We start from the raw sequence: 13,963 nt of genomic DNA on the forward strand, positions 1-13,963 counted from the left end.
CCGGATCGTCGTCACCCTCAAGGCGCGGCAGTCCCTGGACACCTCCAAGCGGGTTCGGCGCAAGCACCTCGCCATGGCCCAGGCCGGCATTACCGTCGGGGGCAACCGTGCCTTCGGCTGGCTGGCCGACAAGGAAACCAAGGACGAACCGGCGGCGGCGCTCCTGGTCGCGGGGGCGGATCAGATCTTGGCCGGCGTTGGCCTCCACACCATCTGTCGCCAGTGGAACGATCTTGGCATCGCCAGCGCCATGGGCAAGAAGTGGCAAAAACCCGTCCTGCGCAACATCTACCTGTCCCCGCGCATCGTCGGCTACCGGGTGTACGGCCCGACCTCCGTCCCGCTGGAGAAGCGCTACGTGGTGGACGCGGACGGCCAGCCGGTCAAGGGCCAGCAGCAGCCCATCCTGGACCTGGATGTCTGGGAGGCGGTGGTGGCGAAGCTCCGCGACCCCAGCCGGGTTTCCAAGCACGTCCACATCGGCGGACGGAAGTATCTGCTGTCCGGGATCATCTGCTGCGGGTTCCGCGGCCGCCACCTGATGGGCGGCTACGACCGGCGGTGGGGCAAGCACCACTACGCCTGCAAGGCCGTCACCGCGGGCGGGTGCGGCAAGGTCGGCGTCACAGGCCGCCATGTTGATGACCTTGTCTCCGAGCTGGTCCTGGCCTACCTGGCAGGCCGCGACGTCGAGGCCGAGGTGGGCAGGTGGCCAAGGGCGGGCGAGTTGGCCAAGGCGGAGGCCAAGATCGCGAAACTCATGGGTGCCTATGACCGGGACGAGCTGCCCGGCCCGTACGTCTTCCCCCGTGTGCGCGAGCAGGAGCAATCCATCCTGCACCTGAGGGCGGAGCAGGCCGAGTGGCTACGCGCCCACACCGGCCCCAAGGTCACGAACCTGGCCGAGGGCTGGCCCTCTTTGGAGCTGGAGCAGCGCTGGGAGATCATTAGTACCGTCATCGAGGCCGTCGTACTGAAGGCGGCTGACGGCCCAACGAACCGCTTCGACCCCGAACGGGTGGAAGTGGTCTGGCGTCCCTGACGCCCCACCCCGCCGGACGCACCAGTCCGGCGGGGTATTCGTCGTGGATACCCTGACGGGCATGGGCCTGCACCTGTCCGGCGATCCAGAGGCGGACGCCCTCATCACGTCCGATGCGTTGGCGCTCCTGGTGGGGATGGTCCTTGATCGGCAAATCGGACAAACAAGGAACGACCGGTAGGCGGAGCCCAGAGCCGGCCGCCTGCTTCAGCCCGGGCGCCGGTCGTTGGCTGATCGCGGCCCGTGGCCTGATCACTACGACAGCGTAATACGCTGTGTTACGATACCGGCATGCCAAACATTCGGTTCACGATCTCGACGTCCTCGGACGTCCAGGCCGCGGTCAGGATGCACGCCGAGGCGGCAGGCATGGATGTGTCCGCTTACATGATCGCGGCGGCCGTCGCGCAGATGGCGCGCGACGATGCCGCTACGGCGACCTTCGCGGCACTCGACGCGCGCAACCAGGCAGCCCTTGAGCAGGCTGGCGGCGTCCCTGAGACGGACCTGCCTTCGTTCGACGCCCTGACCCTGGACGAGCAGGCGCTCGTCCGCCGGGTCCTGAACAGCGCGCTTGGATCGGACGCCGCGAGCGTCGCATGATCGCGCGTACTGTCGTCTATGACGCCGGGATGCTCGTGGCGCTCCTGCGAGACAGCTCGGCGGCGCGGCTGCTCCACCACGGCTTACGCGCGGCTCCGCACCGGCCGGTCGTCATCGGACCGGTCCTTGCCCAGGCGTGGCGACCGGACCCGAAGACGGTACATGCCTTCAGCCAGTACCTGAAGGACTGCACCGTGCCCCAGACTCGGGAGAGCGCTTCCCCTATGCGCGGCATGTCGAGCACCGCCGGCTGCGTCGCCTGCGCGAGAACCTTCACCCTCGACTCGTACAAACGGGCGGGGGCCATGCTCGCCGAGGCCAGTCTTCCCCCGAAGAAGCGGCCGGACGTCATCGACGCCCTGGTCGTCATCGCGGCTGCTCTTCACGGTCCGGCCCAGATCCTCACCAGCGACCCAGACGACATAGGCGCCTACACCGCCACACTTGACCGCGCTGACATCGTCGTCGAACCGATCTGAGACGCTCCTCGCGATTCTGGGCTGACGTTCCGTCGTTGCGAGCGGCCGAGCAGCGGCCTTGATCGGTGCGGCGAGCCGGCTGCACGATCGGTGTCATGAGCAGCCTCTGCATCCGGCCCGCGCTGCCCGCCGATCTAGTGATCATCGCTAACCTGACGCACGGCAGCCGGCCGTGGGCGATCGTCGAAAACATGGTCGTCGACGCCCAGACCCGCCCCGCGGCGTCGGCGAGACGCTTATTACCCACGTTCTCGATACCGCTCGCGCCGCCAACTGCTACAAGGTTCAGCTTCTGTCCCGCAACGACCGGTCGGAAGTCCACGCCTTCTACGCGGCGGTCGGCTTCACCCATTCCGCCGCCGGGTTTCGGATCTACCTGACCTGACTCGACCAGGCCGCGCGGGTGTTGGCTCATCGAGCCGAGGCGGATGGCCGCGCGTTGTTGCTGCCGCAGCAGGTTCCTGCCCTCCGGCACACCTGGCCAGCATGGTCATGTTGATTCCGTGCGCGTGGCGCGGCGGATCGTCAATGGTCGACCGCTCGGCGGTGAGCTCGCGGCAGTCCGTGTCTACCGCGGCCGTCCCAGCCCCGATCACCAGCCGGAGGCCGCGAGGGCCAGTGACCGGCAGGCCGACCGCTGGACCCGTGATCCTCGGGTGGTCGTTGTCCGCCGGCAGCTCCGCTACCCGAAGGCATGGCCGGCCGAGCCCGCGCAGGAAAAAGGTATCGACGTCGCATTCGCCGTGGATTTCGTGCGCCTTGCCTGCGAGGGCGCGTACGACGTCGGTGTCCTGTTCAGCCGCGACACGGACCTCGTGCCCGCGCTTGAGCCCGTCCGCGATCTTGGTGCTCATGTGGAGGTCGCGAGCTGGAAGGCACGAGCCGACTTCGCTTTCCCGACTCGCAGCTTCCGTGGTGCCACTACCTCGACGCCGACGACTACGGAGCCTGTCGGGACTACACCGACTACACGGCGAGTTGACCGCCGGCCGCGGTGGCCACTGCCGAGCCCGCACCGGGCACCGTAGTCGTGTCGTGGTACGCCGACGCTGGTATCAGCGCATCTCGGACTGCGTCGTAGTCCAGCCATGGATCCCGCAGGAACTGCCGCCATCGTGGATCGTGGCCGACGAGCTTCACCCGGAAGTCGAGATGGTGCATGCCGGGCCGGTGCGGGAAGGGTGGGATGTTCAGCGATGTCGTTGTCATCGACTCGTTTTCGGGCCTCGACTCTCTCCCGATCGACCATGGGTGCGCGACTTGCGGCGCGTCGTCAGCACCGGAAGAGACGCGACCCGACTGATCGGGCGATCAGGCCGTGGAAGACGGTCTGCCCCCACGATGCTCGTCCGCGCGGTGAACGAACTCGGCGATCTGCCTGACGGCGGCAATGGACTCGGGGGTGTCAACGGCGCCGTGGTACACGTGAGGCAGTTCGTCGGCGACGTCCAGGACGACATCGGTACCGGCCGCGGTCGCGGCGGCGAGACGCTCGGAGTCGCTGAGGAGTATCTCGGCGCCCCCGGTCTGTATGAGCAGTGGCGGGAGGCACGCTTGGGAGGCGAAGAGCGGCGACGCCGCGGGATCGCGGGGGTCGGCGCCGCCCAGATAGGTCTCCGCGACGCCGCGGATGAGGTCGGGGCTGAAGATTGGATCCTGATCGGCCCGCTCCTGGAACGAGGCGCCGGACCCGGTGAGATCGAGTAGGGGAGAGATGAGCACCCCCGCAGCTGGTAGCTTGTCACCGTGATCACGTAGCCGGTGCAGCAGGCTGAGAACGAGGCCTCCGCCCGGCGGAGTCGCCCGCGATGACGACATCGGCCGGCGTGGCGTCGCCTGGCCTGGGACGACCTACCCGAGGGGCGACTCCGAGTGTCTGGGACCCTATTCGGCAGCACCCAGCCCTTGGCGGACGGCGAGTTCGACCGGGGAGTAGGAGTCGTCGGCGCGATTCAGGTCGAGGGGGCCCTCCGGGTCCAGCGGCGGCTGGGCGAGGAAGCGTGGAACGGACCCGCGGTGTCGTTGCGCGGCGTGGATGAGGAACGGGTGGCAGAGGTAGACGTCGCCGGCCTGCCCGGTCGCGAGGACCAACGGGCGGTCGGGGCTGTCGAGCTTGCCTGCCTCGTCCAGCTGTCCGCACAGCTCCAGTCCGTTGCGGCCGCGTTCGCCCGCGGGTGCCAGAAACGGCGGCACGTCGAGGTGTGATCCGGCCTTGATGCGGGTTGGTGCGTCGTCGGGGCCGACGTCGGAGAACAGGAACAGCATCAGCAGAGCTCGGCCGCGGGATCTGATGTTCAGCCAGAACCACGTTTCGCCGTCCGGCAGGTAGGAGCCGTCCATGTGCCAGCCGGCGTCACCGGGGTCGTCGGGGTGCGGGAAGCGGATGGGGAACGTGCCCAGACCGGTGCGTGGCCGCCACCGACCGGGTCCGACCAGCTGATCGAGCGCGGCGCGCAGCCGTGGTGTGTTGGCGGCCTGCCGGAAGGGCTCCTCTCCGCTTCCGTCGATCCGGATGACGGGACGGGTCCAGCTCGCCGGGTCGGCGGGATCGAGTCCGGTCATGCGCCACAGGATCGAACGGCATGCGTCTGCCAGGGCCCTCGGGAACGCCCGTCGGACGTGTACGAAGCCCTCGTCGATGAATGTCTGGACCTCTTCGTCGGTCAGCGTCGACACCGCGGCCATCACCTCGGCCTCAGATCGTCGTCGACTTGGGACGATCACTCAAATGGTTTTCGCGGGGTGCGGCGGAGGAGGCCCACGGGCCGGGACGACGTCGACCGCACGGTTGCCCGACCAGCGGACCGGCGGCTTGCGAGGCATGGTGATGGGATCGAACTGGTATCGCCTTCCCATGGAAGCTGTCGTCGATCAAGCAGGTCGGATCGTGCTGCCCAAGTTCATCCGCGACGCGCTGGGCCTGCTCCCGGGTACGAAGGTGGACATCTCGCCGTACGGCGCTGGTGTGCAGGTCGTGCCAGCCGGCAGGACCGCGCGCCTCGTGGAGGAGAACGGCGTGCTCGTGGCGGCCGGCGACACGGTTGTTGATGACGAGATCCTGTTCGGCCTCATCGACGCGGGTCGCAGATGACTACCGCGGTCGACACGAGTGTCGCGGTTCCCCTCGTGGTGCGCTCGCATACGCATCACGTGGACGTGGTGCGATGGTGGGACGGGCGGGAGCTCACGCTGAGTGGGCATGCTTTGGCGGAGACCTACTCGGTGCTCACCAGACTGCCGGGCGACGCAAGACTGTCGGGGCCGGATGCCGCGCGCCTGCTCGACGCGCGGTTTACGGCACCGTGTGCTCTGAGCGGCTCACACGCCCAGAAGGTTCACACGACGTTGAGCCGCCTTGGCATCGCTGGGGGCGCCGTGTACGACGGGCTGGTGGCTCTGGCCGTCAAGGAACATGACCTGGCCCTCGCGACGAGGGATGCACGCGCACGTGGCACGTGGAACCTATGACGCGGTCGGAGTAAAGGTCATTATCGTTTGCTGACCGGTCAGCGGCCTGAGGGTGTTGCCTGGTCGGCCAGCCAGTCGGCGGTGCGGTTCAACCAGGCCCATCGTCTGTTTCCGAGCAGGTGGTCGCCGCCTGCCACGAGCAGCAGTTCTCTCCTGGGCGCGGTGGCCGCCACATGGCGGGCCTGGTCCGGCGTCGGCAACGTGTCCGCTCCGCCAGCTACGACGAGCAGGGGCTGGTGGACGGATGCCGGCAGATCCGGGTACGCGAGAGCGGCGGCGACCCGCTGTGCCTCGTCCGCGCCGCCGCAGCGGATCGTCAGCGTGTCGGTGGCGAACTGCGGCAGCGTCTCCCAGGTCGGCATTGGATAGGGGCCGCTGACCGTTGCGACGGCGCGGACCCGCGGGTCGACGCCCGCTCCGATCGCGCGGGAACGACAGAGCGTAACAATCGCGGCGACGTCGGCGTCGTCGACAAACCAGGACACGGTCACTGCCTCCTTGAACGGGATGGTGCGACGGGGTTGCGCGCTGGGGCGATGTCAGGCGACGGTGAGGACCGCGTTTCGTCGGATGCGCCGCGCCCGCAGGTCCTCGATGACATTCGGCGTCCGTGTCCAGGGCTCGACGACGCCGATCTCGGGATGCAGGTGTCCCCGGCGGATGAGCCGTACCAGGGTTCGCAGGTCCGCGGCGTCCTCGGCAGGCGTCCCGGCGTAGTGGAACTGTTCGATCGGCGCGCCGACGGTCCCATCGATCCAGTCGAAGAAGTCGACGGTGATGGACTGCGCGCTGACCTGCCCGAACCAGATCACCCGACCGGTGGTGCCGGCTTTACGCCGGGCGGCGGTGAAGCCAGGGACCGCGGACAGCACCAGCAGTTCCATGCCCGATTCGTCCGGTAGCGCGACGTTCTCCTGGTGCAGTTCCAGCGTTCCCACCAGCGGGTGCCGGTACGCCTTGCGCCCATGCATGCGGGCGCGCACGTCCGCGCGCGCCCAGAGGCGGCGGAAGCGCTCACTGCCCATCGCCAGCTCGCCGATGAGCGAGGCCAGGCGGGAGTCCTCGGGGTACTTGCCGGCGGCCAGGCGCAGGTGCCCGACGACGTCGAGGGTGCAGTTCTCCCAGTCCGCGTAGAGGCCGCGCTCGGCCTCCTCAAGGAAGATGTGCCGGGCGGTGTTCAGGCCGGGCATCGGCCGGCGGTAGAGGAGCCCGGCGAGGCGATTCCCCGCGAGCACGTCCAGCTGGTGGTTCATGATCAGTGCGGGTGTGTCGGGGACCAGGTCGAGGACGCGCGCCAGCTCCGGCCGGATCCGCCCGCCCGGCGCCTTGGCGCGCCGGCGGCGCTGCCGGGCGAGTCGGTAGAGGTGCCCGCGTTCGGTCTCGTCGAGGCCGAGGACGCGGGCGAGCGCGTCGAGGACCTGCTCGGAGGGCTGGGTCGCGCGGCCCTGCTCCAGGCGTACGTAGTAGTCGACGCTGACTCCGGGCAGGTGCGCGACCTCTTCGCGGCGCAGTCCCTCGACTCGGCGGCTGGAATGGGCGCCCCTGAACGCCGGACGCCGCGGCACCAAGGATCGGAGGCACCCGATCCGAGGAGTTCCCATGAAGACGCTGATCGTCTACGCGCATCCGGAGCCGAAGTCACTCGACGGCTCGTTGAAGGACCTCGCAGTGTCCACCTTGGCGACCGCCGGGCACGAGGTACGGGTGAGCGATCTGTACGCGATGAACTGGAAGGCGGTCGTGGACGCCGCGGACTACGGTCCCGACGCCTCACGCCCGCTGAAGGTCGCTCTGGACTCGGGCCGGGCCTTCGACGCCGGGACGCTCACTCCGGATGTCCTCGCCGAGCAGGAGAAACTGTGGTGGGCGGACACGATCATCTTCCAGTTCCCGCTGTGGTGGTACACGATGCCCGCGATCCTCAAAGGCTGGGTGGACCGGGTGTTCACCTTCCACTTCGCGTACGGCGTCGGCGAGCACAGCGACACCAAATACGGCGAGCGCTTCGGCGAAGGCACCCTCGCGGGAAGGAAGGCCCTGCTGTCGGTGACCGCCGGCGGGCCCGAGGCGCACTACGCCGCGCGCGGGATCAACGGCCCCATCGACGATCTTCTGTTCCCGATCCACCACGGCATCCTCTACTACCCGGGCATCGAGGTACTGCCGCCGTTCGTGCTGTACGGCACCGACCAGATGACCGGCGAGGACTACCCGAACGTCGCCAAAGCCTGGGAGCAGCGCCTGCTCACCCTGGAGTCGACCGAGCCGATCGCGTTCCGACCACAGAACTTCGGTGACTACGAGATCCCCTCGCTGCACCTGAAGAAGGGACTGGAGCCCGCGGGCCGCACGGGTTTCGGGCTGCACGTGCGCAGTTGACCTCCGGGCGCGGGCTGCTGATCGCGAGATCGTTGACGTTCACCATGATCGGGGGCCTCCGCCGCTGCTCGGGGAGGGGCGGGTTGCCGTCGCGTGGGATGGGCCATCACAGCGGCGGATCGTCAGGGGCGACGACTCGACGGTGAGCTCGCAGCCGTCCCCGCGATCTGACCGGCGTCGCGGTTGCCGCCGTGAAGCGGTCGGCTACCGTTGACCTGTGGGACTGCACCTGAGCCAGATCGACGAAGCTGACGAGTTGCTGACGAACGAGCCGTTGGCGCTGCTGATCGGGATGGTGCTGGACAGCGGGTATCGGAAAGATGGAGTGGAGAGCGTCCTTCAGGCGTCTGCGGGCGGGTTGCGGGGGGTGCTCTCGTGCCAGTCCTTTCCGATGCCTCGCAGCAGCGGCGGGTAGACGATCAGCAGGCGAAACGGCGTGATCGCCGCCATGTAGACCCGTCCGAGCAGGCCGTTCGGTTTCACCAGCACGGTCATCTGGCCTCGGTGGCCAGCCGGCTGACGGCCGGCGTCGTCGTCCGGGATCCAGCCGACGTGCAGCACTCCGTGAACCGTGCGGTTGACTATCTCCGCGGCCCATTCGTTGTCCGTCAGAAAGACTGACCGGAACGGGAGGGTCTCGAACGCGGGTCCGGCTGGTGCGTCGCGCAGGTCGGCTGGTAGGCGTTCACGCAGCGTCGGCACCCGGATGGCGATACCCGAGTCGGGATCGTCCCAGCCGAGCCAGGCTCCGAGGCGCCAGCGGATCCTGAACAGCAGCCGGGCGACCCATGACGGGTTGTCCCCCGTGTCGCCCTCGGCGATCAGCCGCACCAGCCTCGGGAAGTCCTGCGCGGTGCCTGGTGTGGGCAGGGCCCAGACGTCCTCGATGCGGAAGTCAGGCGTGATGTCGTGAACTCGCCAGGGCCGGGATGTGTGCGCGGTCTTCGGGAGCTTCCTTTTCGTCCTCGTCTTTGTCATTCTCGTCCTCCGGGTCCTTGGGGGCGCGGGAAGCCCGAGCACGCCCGCGACGGCGCGGGCCGCGAGAAACAGTATTTCTCCTCCACCTCGCGCCCGACGGGACGTCCGCTGCCGTGCAGGTGGAACGTTGGCCGTGTCGGTGAACAGTGGTCAGTGAAGCGACCTGTACAGATCAGGCGCTGACGGCGAGGCCGCTCGCGCGCAGGGCGGCGACTCGAGCCGCGGGCGCGGTGGCGATCGAGCCGGCCGCATACGGCGGTTGGGGATCGTATTCGACAACGAGCTGGATGGATTCGGCGATGTCGTCGCCCACCATGCGTCCGGTCAGGTGCAGGGCGAGATCGATGCCGGCCGAGACACCGGCCGCGGTGGCGTACTTCCCGTCGATGACGACTCGTTCGGCGGTGGCGATGGCACCGAACGTCGTTAGATGATCAAGGCAGATCCAGTGTGAGGTGGCGCGGCGACCGGTGAGCAGGCCCGCGGCGGCCAGCAGGAGCGAGCCGGAGCAGACCGAGGCCGTCCAGGTGGCCGCCGCGTCAACGCCGCGCAGCCAGTCGAGGGTCGGCTGGTCAGCCAGGAGGTCGGCGGCTCCGGGACCACCTGGCACCAGGAGCACGTCGGGGGCGGTGACCTCGGAGAGCGCGGCATCGGCGACGACGGTCAGGCTGGCCGTGTCGGCCCGGACCGGGCCGGGCCGGGCGGCTGCGAAGATCACCTCGGCCCCGGGAATGCGGGCGAGGATCTCGTACGGGCCGATGGCGTCCAGGCCGGTGAAACGGTCATACAGCATGATCGCGATCTGCATCAGTATCCTCCGGAGGTTGGATTTGGATGAGGTCGGAACTGGCGGCGGTATTCCATCGGCGGCACACCCAGGACCCGAACGAAGGCGCGCCGCATCGCCTCAGCGGTGCCGTATCCGCACGACCGGGCGATCTGCTCGATTCCCTCGTCGGTGTCCTCCAGCCGTCGGCGGGCCGTCTCCAGCCGGACCCCGTCCACGTACCGCCCCGGCGTCACTCCGACCTCAGCGGCGAAGGCACGGGTGAAGTGACGGGGTGACAGCGTCACGCGGCGGGCGAGAGAACCGACGGAAAGATCGCCTTCGGGGTGCTCGTCGATCCAGTGCTGGACCTCGCGCAGCTGCGGCCGTTCGGCGACCTGAGCAGCGAGCTGCGCGCTGAGCTGTGCCTGCCCACCCGGCCTGCGCAGGAACATCACCAGGTGCCGGGCTATCAGCAGCGCGACGTCCCGCCCGAGGTCCTCTTCGACCAGCGCCAACGCCAGGTCGATACCTGCGGTGACGCCGGCCGAGGCGGCGATGTTCCCGTCTCGGACGTAGATCGGCTCGGCGTCGACCTGGATGTCGGGGAAGCGTCGAGCGAGCGCAATGTGCCCAGTGCGTCGTGGCGCGACGTCCGGCCAGCAGGCCGGCCTCGGCGAGCAGGAAGGCCCCGGTGCAGACGGAGACCACACGATCGGCCTCGGCCGCCAACTCGCCGATGCGGCGCACCAGCTCCGGGTCGGGGGCGGCCGTACCCGGCCCGCCGGGCACCAGCAGTGTGTGAGCTGGTCCGACGTGGTCGATGTCGGCGTCGGGTAGCAGCCGCAACCCACTGCATGTGCGCACCGGGTGGCCACCAGGCCCGGCGGTCATGATCCGGTACGCACCTGGCCGTTCCGTGGCGGCGTCCGCCCCGGCGAACACCTCCAGCGGGCCGGTCACATCCAGGCTCTGGACGTCGTCGTAAAGCACGATGACCACGCTGCGCGGCCTCATGCGGATTAGGCTGGCAGGGCTCGAGTATGGCGGCAAGGACGCGGTTCCCACCTTTCCCGCCATCGCGTCCCGCCATCGCGTCCCGCCATCGCGTCCCGCCATCGCGTCCCGCCATTGCGGGCAGGGCCGCGGCGCGCGGCGCCGGGCTTCGGTCCTACCCGGCCGAGACGGCCACGAGATCCAGCTCGTCCACCTGGCCTGCCGTACCTCTCGGCTACCAAGGCTGCCGGCCGACTACGCGGCCTGCCGGGACCACTGACGCCCAGGACTCTGCGTCGGTAGCGTGTCAGTCACTTTCTCCCCGCCGTCCTCCGGGACTGGCGGGGCTTTTTTCTAGATCGGCTACAAGGCGGCTGCTCAGGGTGTGATCCTGGACCCGCAGGCCGTCATTGCCGCGGCGACGGGCCCAGCCGCCCCGCCCGTCCCGGCGGCTCCGCCCGCGGCAAGCGTCACGCCTCCGGAGACATCGCCGCCTGCTGGATGACGGCATTCAGAGTATGGGGACGACGTGCGCGGCACGGTACATCCCGTACCGCTGCCTCCAGCTCCGCTGGTGCAGTGTTGGCTGACAGCGCAGCCAGCGATTACGAAGCGCGCCGGGACACCGCGAACCACACGGCGATATGGCCGGCGGTGCGACGGCCGCCGTTCCCAGGCCGGCTACGGTGTTCGGGTGGGACTTCACCTGAGCCAGATCGACGAGGCGGACGAGCTGCTGACGAACGATCCGTTGGCGCTGTTGATCGGGATGGTGCTGGAGCAGCGGGCACCGGAAAGAACGAGCCCGGCGGAATGACTCGTGTCACCCGAGCAACCGAGCTCTGACTGGTCACGGCGGTGCCCGTGGGCACCGAGCCTGTCCCGGTCGGCGATCTTCGGCAGGCTCACCACCTCGAGGCGATGGCGGCAGTCGTGATCTCGCTGTTGTTCGGTGGTCGCGACCCGAGCATCGTCTTCAACCTGGTCGATGCGATCCCGAACCGGTAGACGCCAGACCGCCTCGCCGCGCTGTTCAAGGCGACAGATGTTCCGGCCCGTGATGGGGGAGAACCGGGGCGAGCAGGCCGGTTAGAGTGAGAACCCGGGGTTATGATCCGGCTTGCGGCTGCCGGAGCGAACAGGACTACGGCCGCAGTCGCTCAGAGCTGCTCACGGCAGCCTCGACTACTGATAGTGGTAGCGGCAGGAGATGATTGTGATCTGGCTGGGCTCAATCGCATAGATCAGGCGGTGCTCGTCGTCGATTCGCCGGGAGCGCAGCCCGGCGAGGTTGTTGCGCAGCACTTCCGGTTTGCCGATGCCCTGCCCATCTGGATCGCGTTTGATGTCCGCGATCAGGGCGTTGATGCGCTTGAGAGTTTTGCGGTCCTGGCTCTGCCAGTACAGGTAGTCGTCCCAGGCATGGTCGGTCCAGGTCAGCTTCACCCGTCAGGATCCGGGGAACGCTCGACCGCGCCGCCTGAACGCCACTGCTCGACGCTCTCCATCAGCCGGCGGGCGTTGGCAGGCGTGCGCAGCAGGTAGTTGGTCTCCACGATCGCGTCCCAGTCCTCCTTGCTCACCAGGACCGCGTTCCCCCTCTTCGAGACGATCTCTACCGGTGTGTGATCGGCGTTGACCTGTTCGAGAAGTGGGAACAGTGTCTTGCGCGCCTCGCTGGCACTGATCGCCGCGACCATGCCGGCACCTCCCTGAGCGTCCAGTCGTACCAAATACGGTACCATCCCTGGGTGCTCGTCAGCTGGCCGTGCAGCGGGGGGTCAAACTGGCGTCGCGTAGGGACCGGTAGCGTCCAGTAGTGAGGGACACGGAGCCGCCTGACGAGTTGACCAGCGTCGCCAGTCCCCGAACACGGTCGGCTACGGTGGTGTGGTGGGACTGCACCTGAGCCAGATCGGCGAGGCCGACGAGCTGCTGACCAAGGATCCGCTGGCGCTCCTCATCGCTATGGTTCTGGGCCAGCCGGTATCGGAAAGATGGAGTGGAATCTCACTATACGTGCCCGCATAGATACTCATCGTCATGGTTGATCCGTTGCGTGGCGGGGGACGCGAGCTATCAGGGTCGAGTAGCCGGGAGGGGTTTCACCTCCCGGCTCTCGCAGAACCGTGCGTGACGGTCTCCCGTCACACGGCTCCTGTCATCCTGGTCACCGGAAGGTCGGAACCCACCGCCAGTGCGCGAACAGACCCGGAGAGCCCGTGACTGCCCGTTGCCAGGCGGCTGACGCCTTTCTCATGGGTCGTAGCCGCTTGTACTTCTTGCGGATCCAACGCACCAGGTAGGAGTTGATGCGCGTGAGGAGAACGGACAGCGCGGAGCGGTAGAACGCCCCGTAGTACGCCATCCAACCTCGGACGATCGGGTTGATCGTCCGGGCGAGGTCCGCGAGCGTGACGTTGCTGCGGCGGTGTAGGCGCCAGTGACGGACCTGCCTACCGAGCGCGGTCAGGGCCTGCCTGCTGATCGCGGGCTGGAACGAGGCGAAGAGCCGGCCGTTCCTGCCGCGTGCCGCGCGGGCACGGAAGGTGTACCCGAGGAACGTGAACGCGGTGTGCTCGTGGCCGAGCCGCCGGTTGGCGTCCTTGCAGTACACGATCCTGGTCTTGGTCGGGTGCAGACGCAGCCCGACCTCGGCCATCCTGTCCTCGACCGCCTGGCGCACCTGGTGGGCCTGGCGTTCGCTGGCGCAGTGGAGCACTGCGTCGTCGGCGTAGCGCTCGAACGGGACGCCCGGGCCAAGGGTTCGTGTGCGTGCAGGCAGCCGGTCGTGACCAGCGTGTTGTGGTCACACACCCGGTTGACCAGCGTCCGTACCGAGGCGATCTCGTCGCCGGCCACGACCCGTTGATGCCCGAGCGCGGTCCCGGTGTCGTGGCGGACGGCCTCGACGACCGCCTCCTGGCGCACCGACCCCTGTGGCGGGCGGGAACGGGCGCCCTTCATCACCTTCCCGTCAAAGGCCACCGCTACCAGGCCGCCCGGGTCCGCGGGCCCGGGCGCGACCGCGGCGGTCCAGCCCGACAGCGCCTGGTCCAACTGCCCGGGCGGGCCTTCCTCCACGATCCGCCGGATCGTGCGCTCCGACGGCACCCGACGAGGGAACCCGAGGCCGGCCAGCACCCCGACCNGGAGGGCGCAGGCCCACTCCCACACCGCCACGGTGGTGTCGTGACCTGCGATGTTGCCCGCGACCCACAACGCCAGGACCGGCGCGAGCTCGTAGCGAAC

Annotated in this window: 18 protein-coding genes and 6 pseudogenes; 12 read left to right on the forward strand and 12 right to left on the reverse strand. The window is 68.5% G+C overall.

Annotated elements, in window-relative coordinates; all coding sequences use genetic code 11:
* The 6 genes and pseudogenes from BMG523DRAFT_RS20020 to BMG523DRAFT_RS23630 form a co-directional block, all read left to right on the forward strand.
* Window positions 1–1,042: recombinase family protein (locus BMG523DRAFT_RS20020; RefSeq protein ID WP_043591634.1), on the forward strand; the 1,042-nt coding region annotated here is incomplete at its 5' end.
* A 61-nt stretch (window positions 1,043–1,103) separates the two neighbouring features.
* A pseudogene (locus BMG523DRAFT_RS27520) lies at window positions 1,104–1,199 on the forward strand (Fe-S cluster assembly protein HesB); the annotation flags it as partial.
* A 134-nt stretch (window positions 1,200–1,333) separates the two neighbouring features.
* Window positions 1,334–1,645, forward strand: a complete 312-nt coding sequence (locus BMG523DRAFT_RS20025; RefSeq protein WP_011436967.1) for a hypothetical protein — start codon at window positions 1,334–1,336, stop codon at window positions 1,643–1,645.
* Window positions 1,642–2,124, forward strand: a complete 483-nt coding sequence (locus BMG523DRAFT_RS20030) for a hypothetical protein (protein WP_011436966.1) — start codon at window positions 1,642–1,644, stop codon at window positions 2,122–2,124. Before BMG523DRAFT_RS20025 ends, BMG523DRAFT_RS20030 begins: the two co-directional genes overlap by 4 nt.
* 172 nt (window positions 2,125–2,296) lie before the next feature.
* Window positions 2,297–2,509 carry a GNAT family N-acetyltransferase gene (locus BMG523DRAFT_RS20035; RefSeq protein WP_049760921.1) on the forward strand — a complete coding sequence of 71 codons (213 nt, stop codon included), beginning with the start codon at window positions 2,297–2,299 and terminating at the stop codon, window positions 2,507–2,509.
* Between the two features lie 43 nt (window positions 2,510–2,552).
* On the forward strand, window positions 2,553–3,152 hold the full coding sequence (locus tag BMG523DRAFT_RS23630; RefSeq protein WP_011436965.1) for an NYN domain-containing protein: 600 nt from the start codon (window positions 2,553–2,555) through the stop codon (window positions 3,150–3,152).
* On the opposite strand, the gene BMG523DRAFT_RS20040 is transcribed toward BMG523DRAFT_RS23630, so the two are convergent.
* From BMG523DRAFT_RS20040 to BMG523DRAFT_RS20050, 3 genes are all read right to left on the reverse strand, one after another.
* Complete coding sequence (locus BMG523DRAFT_RS20040) at window positions 3,091–3,333, reverse strand: hypothetical protein (RefSeq protein ID WP_023842121.1); 243 nt, start codon at window positions 3,331–3,333, stop codon at window positions 3,091–3,093. The two genes, BMG523DRAFT_RS23630 and BMG523DRAFT_RS20040, sit on opposite strands and share 62 nt — an antisense overlap.
* Before the next feature lie 102 nt (window positions 3,334–3,435).
* Entirely contained in the window at window positions 3,436–3,942 is a 507-nt protein-coding gene (locus BMG523DRAFT_RS20045) for an alpha/beta hydrolase fold domain-containing protein (protein ID WP_011436964.1), read from the reverse strand.
* Window positions 3,943–4,008: 66 nt separating this feature from the next.
* Complete coding sequence (locus tag BMG523DRAFT_RS20050) at window positions 4,009–4,809, reverse strand: phytanoyl-CoA dioxygenase family protein (protein WP_023842120.1); 801 nt, start codon at window positions 4,807–4,809, stop codon at window positions 4,009–4,011.
* A 169-nt stretch (window positions 4,810–4,978) separates the two neighbouring features.
* Here BMG523DRAFT_RS20050 and BMG523DRAFT_RS20055 point away from each other — a divergent pair, with 169 nt between their 5' ends.
* Together BMG523DRAFT_RS20055 and BMG523DRAFT_RS20060 are read left to right on the forward strand one after the other, a co-directional pair.
* Complete coding sequence (locus tag BMG523DRAFT_RS20055; protein ID WP_035734508.1) at window positions 4,979–5,215, forward strand: AbrB/MazE/SpoVT family DNA-binding domain-containing protein; 237 nt, start codon at window positions 4,979–4,981, stop codon at window positions 5,213–5,215.
* Window positions 5,212–5,626: pseudogene (locus BMG523DRAFT_RS20060) on the forward strand (PIN domain-containing protein). The gene BMG523DRAFT_RS20055 and the pseudogene BMG523DRAFT_RS20060 overlap by 4 nt, the downstream one beginning before the upstream one ends.
* A gap of 4 nt (window positions 5,627–5,630) precedes the next feature.
* Here the strand turns inward: BMG523DRAFT_RS20060 and BMG523DRAFT_RS20065 are convergent.
* Both BMG523DRAFT_RS20065 and BMG523DRAFT_RS26740 read right to left on the reverse strand, forming a co-directional pair.
* Window positions 5,631–6,077 (reverse strand): hypothetical protein, encoded by a 447-nt coding sequence (locus BMG523DRAFT_RS20065; protein ID WP_011436960.1) that lies wholly within the window; start codon window positions 6,075–6,077, stop codon window positions 5,631–5,633.
* Between the two features lie 366 nt (window positions 6,078–6,443).
* Window positions 6,444–7,118, reverse strand: a pseudogene (locus tag BMG523DRAFT_RS26740) (helix-turn-helix transcriptional regulator); the annotation flags it as partial.
* A gap of 73 nt (window positions 7,119–7,191) precedes the next feature.
* Between BMG523DRAFT_RS26740 and BMG523DRAFT_RS20075 the strand changes: the two are divergent.
* Entirely contained in the window at window positions 7,192–7,971 is a 780-nt protein-coding gene (locus tag BMG523DRAFT_RS20075) for an NAD(P)H-dependent oxidoreductase (RefSeq protein ID WP_035913253.1), read from the forward strand.
* Between the two features lie 339 nt (window positions 7,972–8,310).
* Here BMG523DRAFT_RS20075 and BMG523DRAFT_RS20080 read toward each other — a convergent pair whose 3' ends face one another.
* From BMG523DRAFT_RS20080 to BMG523DRAFT_RS26745, 3 genes and pseudogenes are all read right to left on the reverse strand, one after another.
* Complete coding sequence (locus BMG523DRAFT_RS20080; protein WP_043591976.1) at window positions 8,311–8,949, reverse strand: DUF2867 domain-containing protein; 639 nt, start codon at window positions 8,947–8,949, stop codon at window positions 8,311–8,313.
* 172 nt (window positions 8,950–9,121) lie between these two features.
* The gene (locus BMG523DRAFT_RS20085; RefSeq protein ID WP_043591977.1) at window positions 9,122–9,757 is read right to left on the reverse strand and encodes a DJ-1/PfpI family protein; all 636 of its coding nucleotides are present in this window, start codon (window positions 9,755–9,757) and stop codon (window positions 9,122–9,124) included.
* Window positions 9,757–10,732 (reverse strand): annotated as a pseudogene (locus BMG523DRAFT_RS26745) (GlxA family transcriptional regulator). The gene BMG523DRAFT_RS20085 and the pseudogene BMG523DRAFT_RS26745 overlap by 1 nt, the downstream one beginning before the upstream one ends.
* A 673-nt stretch (window positions 10,733–11,405) precedes the next feature.
* On the opposite strand from BMG523DRAFT_RS26745, the pseudogene BMG523DRAFT_RS26750 reads away from it, so the two are divergent.
* Window positions 11,406–11,504, forward strand: a pseudogene (locus BMG523DRAFT_RS26750) (Fe-S cluster assembly protein HesB); the annotation flags it as partial.
* A 71-nt stretch (window positions 11,505–11,575) separates the two neighbouring features.
* Entirely contained in the window at window positions 11,576–11,719 is a 144-nt protein-coding gene (locus tag BMG523DRAFT_RS25480; RefSeq protein ID WP_023842114.1) for a hypothetical protein, read from the forward strand.
* A 177-nt stretch (window positions 11,720–11,896) separates the two neighbouring features.
* Here BMG523DRAFT_RS25480 and BMG523DRAFT_RS20095 read toward each other — a convergent pair whose 3' ends face one another.
* Window positions 11,897–12,157 (reverse strand): Txe/YoeB family addiction module toxin, encoded by a 261-nt coding sequence (locus BMG523DRAFT_RS20095; protein ID WP_011436954.1) that lies wholly within the window; start codon window positions 12,155–12,157, stop codon window positions 11,897–11,899.
* Window positions 12,154–12,411, reverse strand: a complete 258-nt coding sequence (locus BMG523DRAFT_RS20100) for a type II toxin-antitoxin system Phd/YefM family antitoxin (RefSeq protein ID WP_011436953.1) — start codon at window positions 12,409–12,411, stop codon at window positions 12,154–12,156. Before BMG523DRAFT_RS20100 ends, BMG523DRAFT_RS20095 begins: the two co-directional genes overlap by 4 nt.
* Window positions 12,412–12,604: 193 nt before the next feature.
* On the opposite strand from BMG523DRAFT_RS20100, the gene BMG523DRAFT_RS25745 reads away from it, so the two are divergent.
* Window positions 12,605–12,742 (forward strand): hypothetical protein, encoded by a 138-nt coding sequence (locus tag BMG523DRAFT_RS25745; protein WP_023842113.1) that lies wholly within the window; start codon window positions 12,605–12,607, stop codon window positions 12,740–12,742.
* A 139-nt stretch (window positions 12,743–12,881) separates the two neighbouring features.
* Here the strand turns inward: BMG523DRAFT_RS25745 and BMG523DRAFT_RS20105 are convergent, their stop codons facing one another.
* Both BMG523DRAFT_RS20105 and BMG523DRAFT_RS26755 read right to left on the reverse strand, forming a co-directional pair.
* Window positions 12,882–13,433, reverse strand: a complete 552-nt coding sequence (locus BMG523DRAFT_RS20105; protein ID WP_011436952.1) for a group II intron maturase-specific domain-containing protein — start codon at window positions 13,431–13,433, stop codon at window positions 12,882–12,884.
* Between the two features lie 371 nt (window positions 13,434–13,804).
* Window positions 13,805–13,933, reverse strand: a pseudogene (locus BMG523DRAFT_RS26755) (ISAs1 family transposase); the annotation flags it as partial.
* Window positions 13,934–13,963 lie beyond the last annotated feature (30 nt).

The sequence above is a fragment of the Frankia sp. BMG5.23 genome (assembly GCF_000685765.2).
GTDB classification, from domain to species: domain Bacteria; phylum Actinomycetota; class Actinomycetes; order Frankiales; family Frankiaceae; genus Frankia; species Frankia casuarinae.

What these genes read in the sequence shown, in the direction of transcription:
- BMG523DRAFT_RS20075 (WP_035913253.1), top strand. Translation starts at nt 7,192, where the DNA reads ATGAAGACGCTGATCGTCTACGCGCATCCGGAGCCGAAGTCACTCGAC.
- BMG523DRAFT_RS20080 (WP_043591976.1), bottom strand. Translation starts at nt 8,949, where the DNA reads ATGACAAAGACGAGGACGAAAAGGAAGCTCCCGAAGACCGCGCACACA.
- BMG523DRAFT_RS20045 (WP_011436964.1), bottom strand. Translation starts at nt 3,942, where the DNA reads ATGTCGTCATCGCGGGCGACTCCGCCGGGCGGAGGCCTCGTTCTCAGC.
- BMG523DRAFT_RS20030 (WP_011436966.1), top strand. Translation starts at nt 1,642, where the DNA reads ATGATCGCGCGTACTGTCGTCTATGACGCCGGGATGCTCGTGGCGCTC.
- BMG523DRAFT_RS20040 (WP_023842121.1), bottom strand. Translation starts at nt 3,333, where the DNA reads ATGACAACGACATCGCTGAACATCCCACCCTTCCCGCACCGGCCCGGC.
- BMG523DRAFT_RS20100 (WP_011436953.1), bottom strand. Translation starts at nt 12,411, where the DNA reads ATGGTCGCGGCGATCAGTGCCAGCGAGGCGCGCAAGACACTGTTCCCA.
- BMG523DRAFT_RS20055 (WP_035734508.1), top strand. Translation starts at nt 4,979, where the DNA reads ATGGAAGCTGTCGTCGATCAAGCAGGTCGGATCGTGCTGCCCAAGTTC.
- BMG523DRAFT_RS20085 (WP_043591977.1), bottom strand. Translation starts at nt 9,757, where the DNA reads ATGCAGATCGCGATCATGCTGTATGACCGTTTCACCGGCCTGGACGCC.
- BMG523DRAFT_RS20050 (WP_023842120.1), bottom strand. Translation starts at nt 4,809, where the DNA reads ATGGCCGCGGTGTCGACGCTGACCGACGAAGAGGTCCAGACATTCATC.
- BMG523DRAFT_RS20025 (WP_011436967.1), top strand. Translation starts at nt 1,334, where the DNA reads ATGCCAAACATTCGGTTCACGATCTCGACGTCCTCGGACGTCCAGGCC.
- BMG523DRAFT_RS23630 (WP_011436965.1), top strand. Translation starts at nt 2,553, where the DNA reads ATGGCCGCGCGTTGTTGCTGCCGCAGCAGGTTCCTGCCCTCCGGCACA.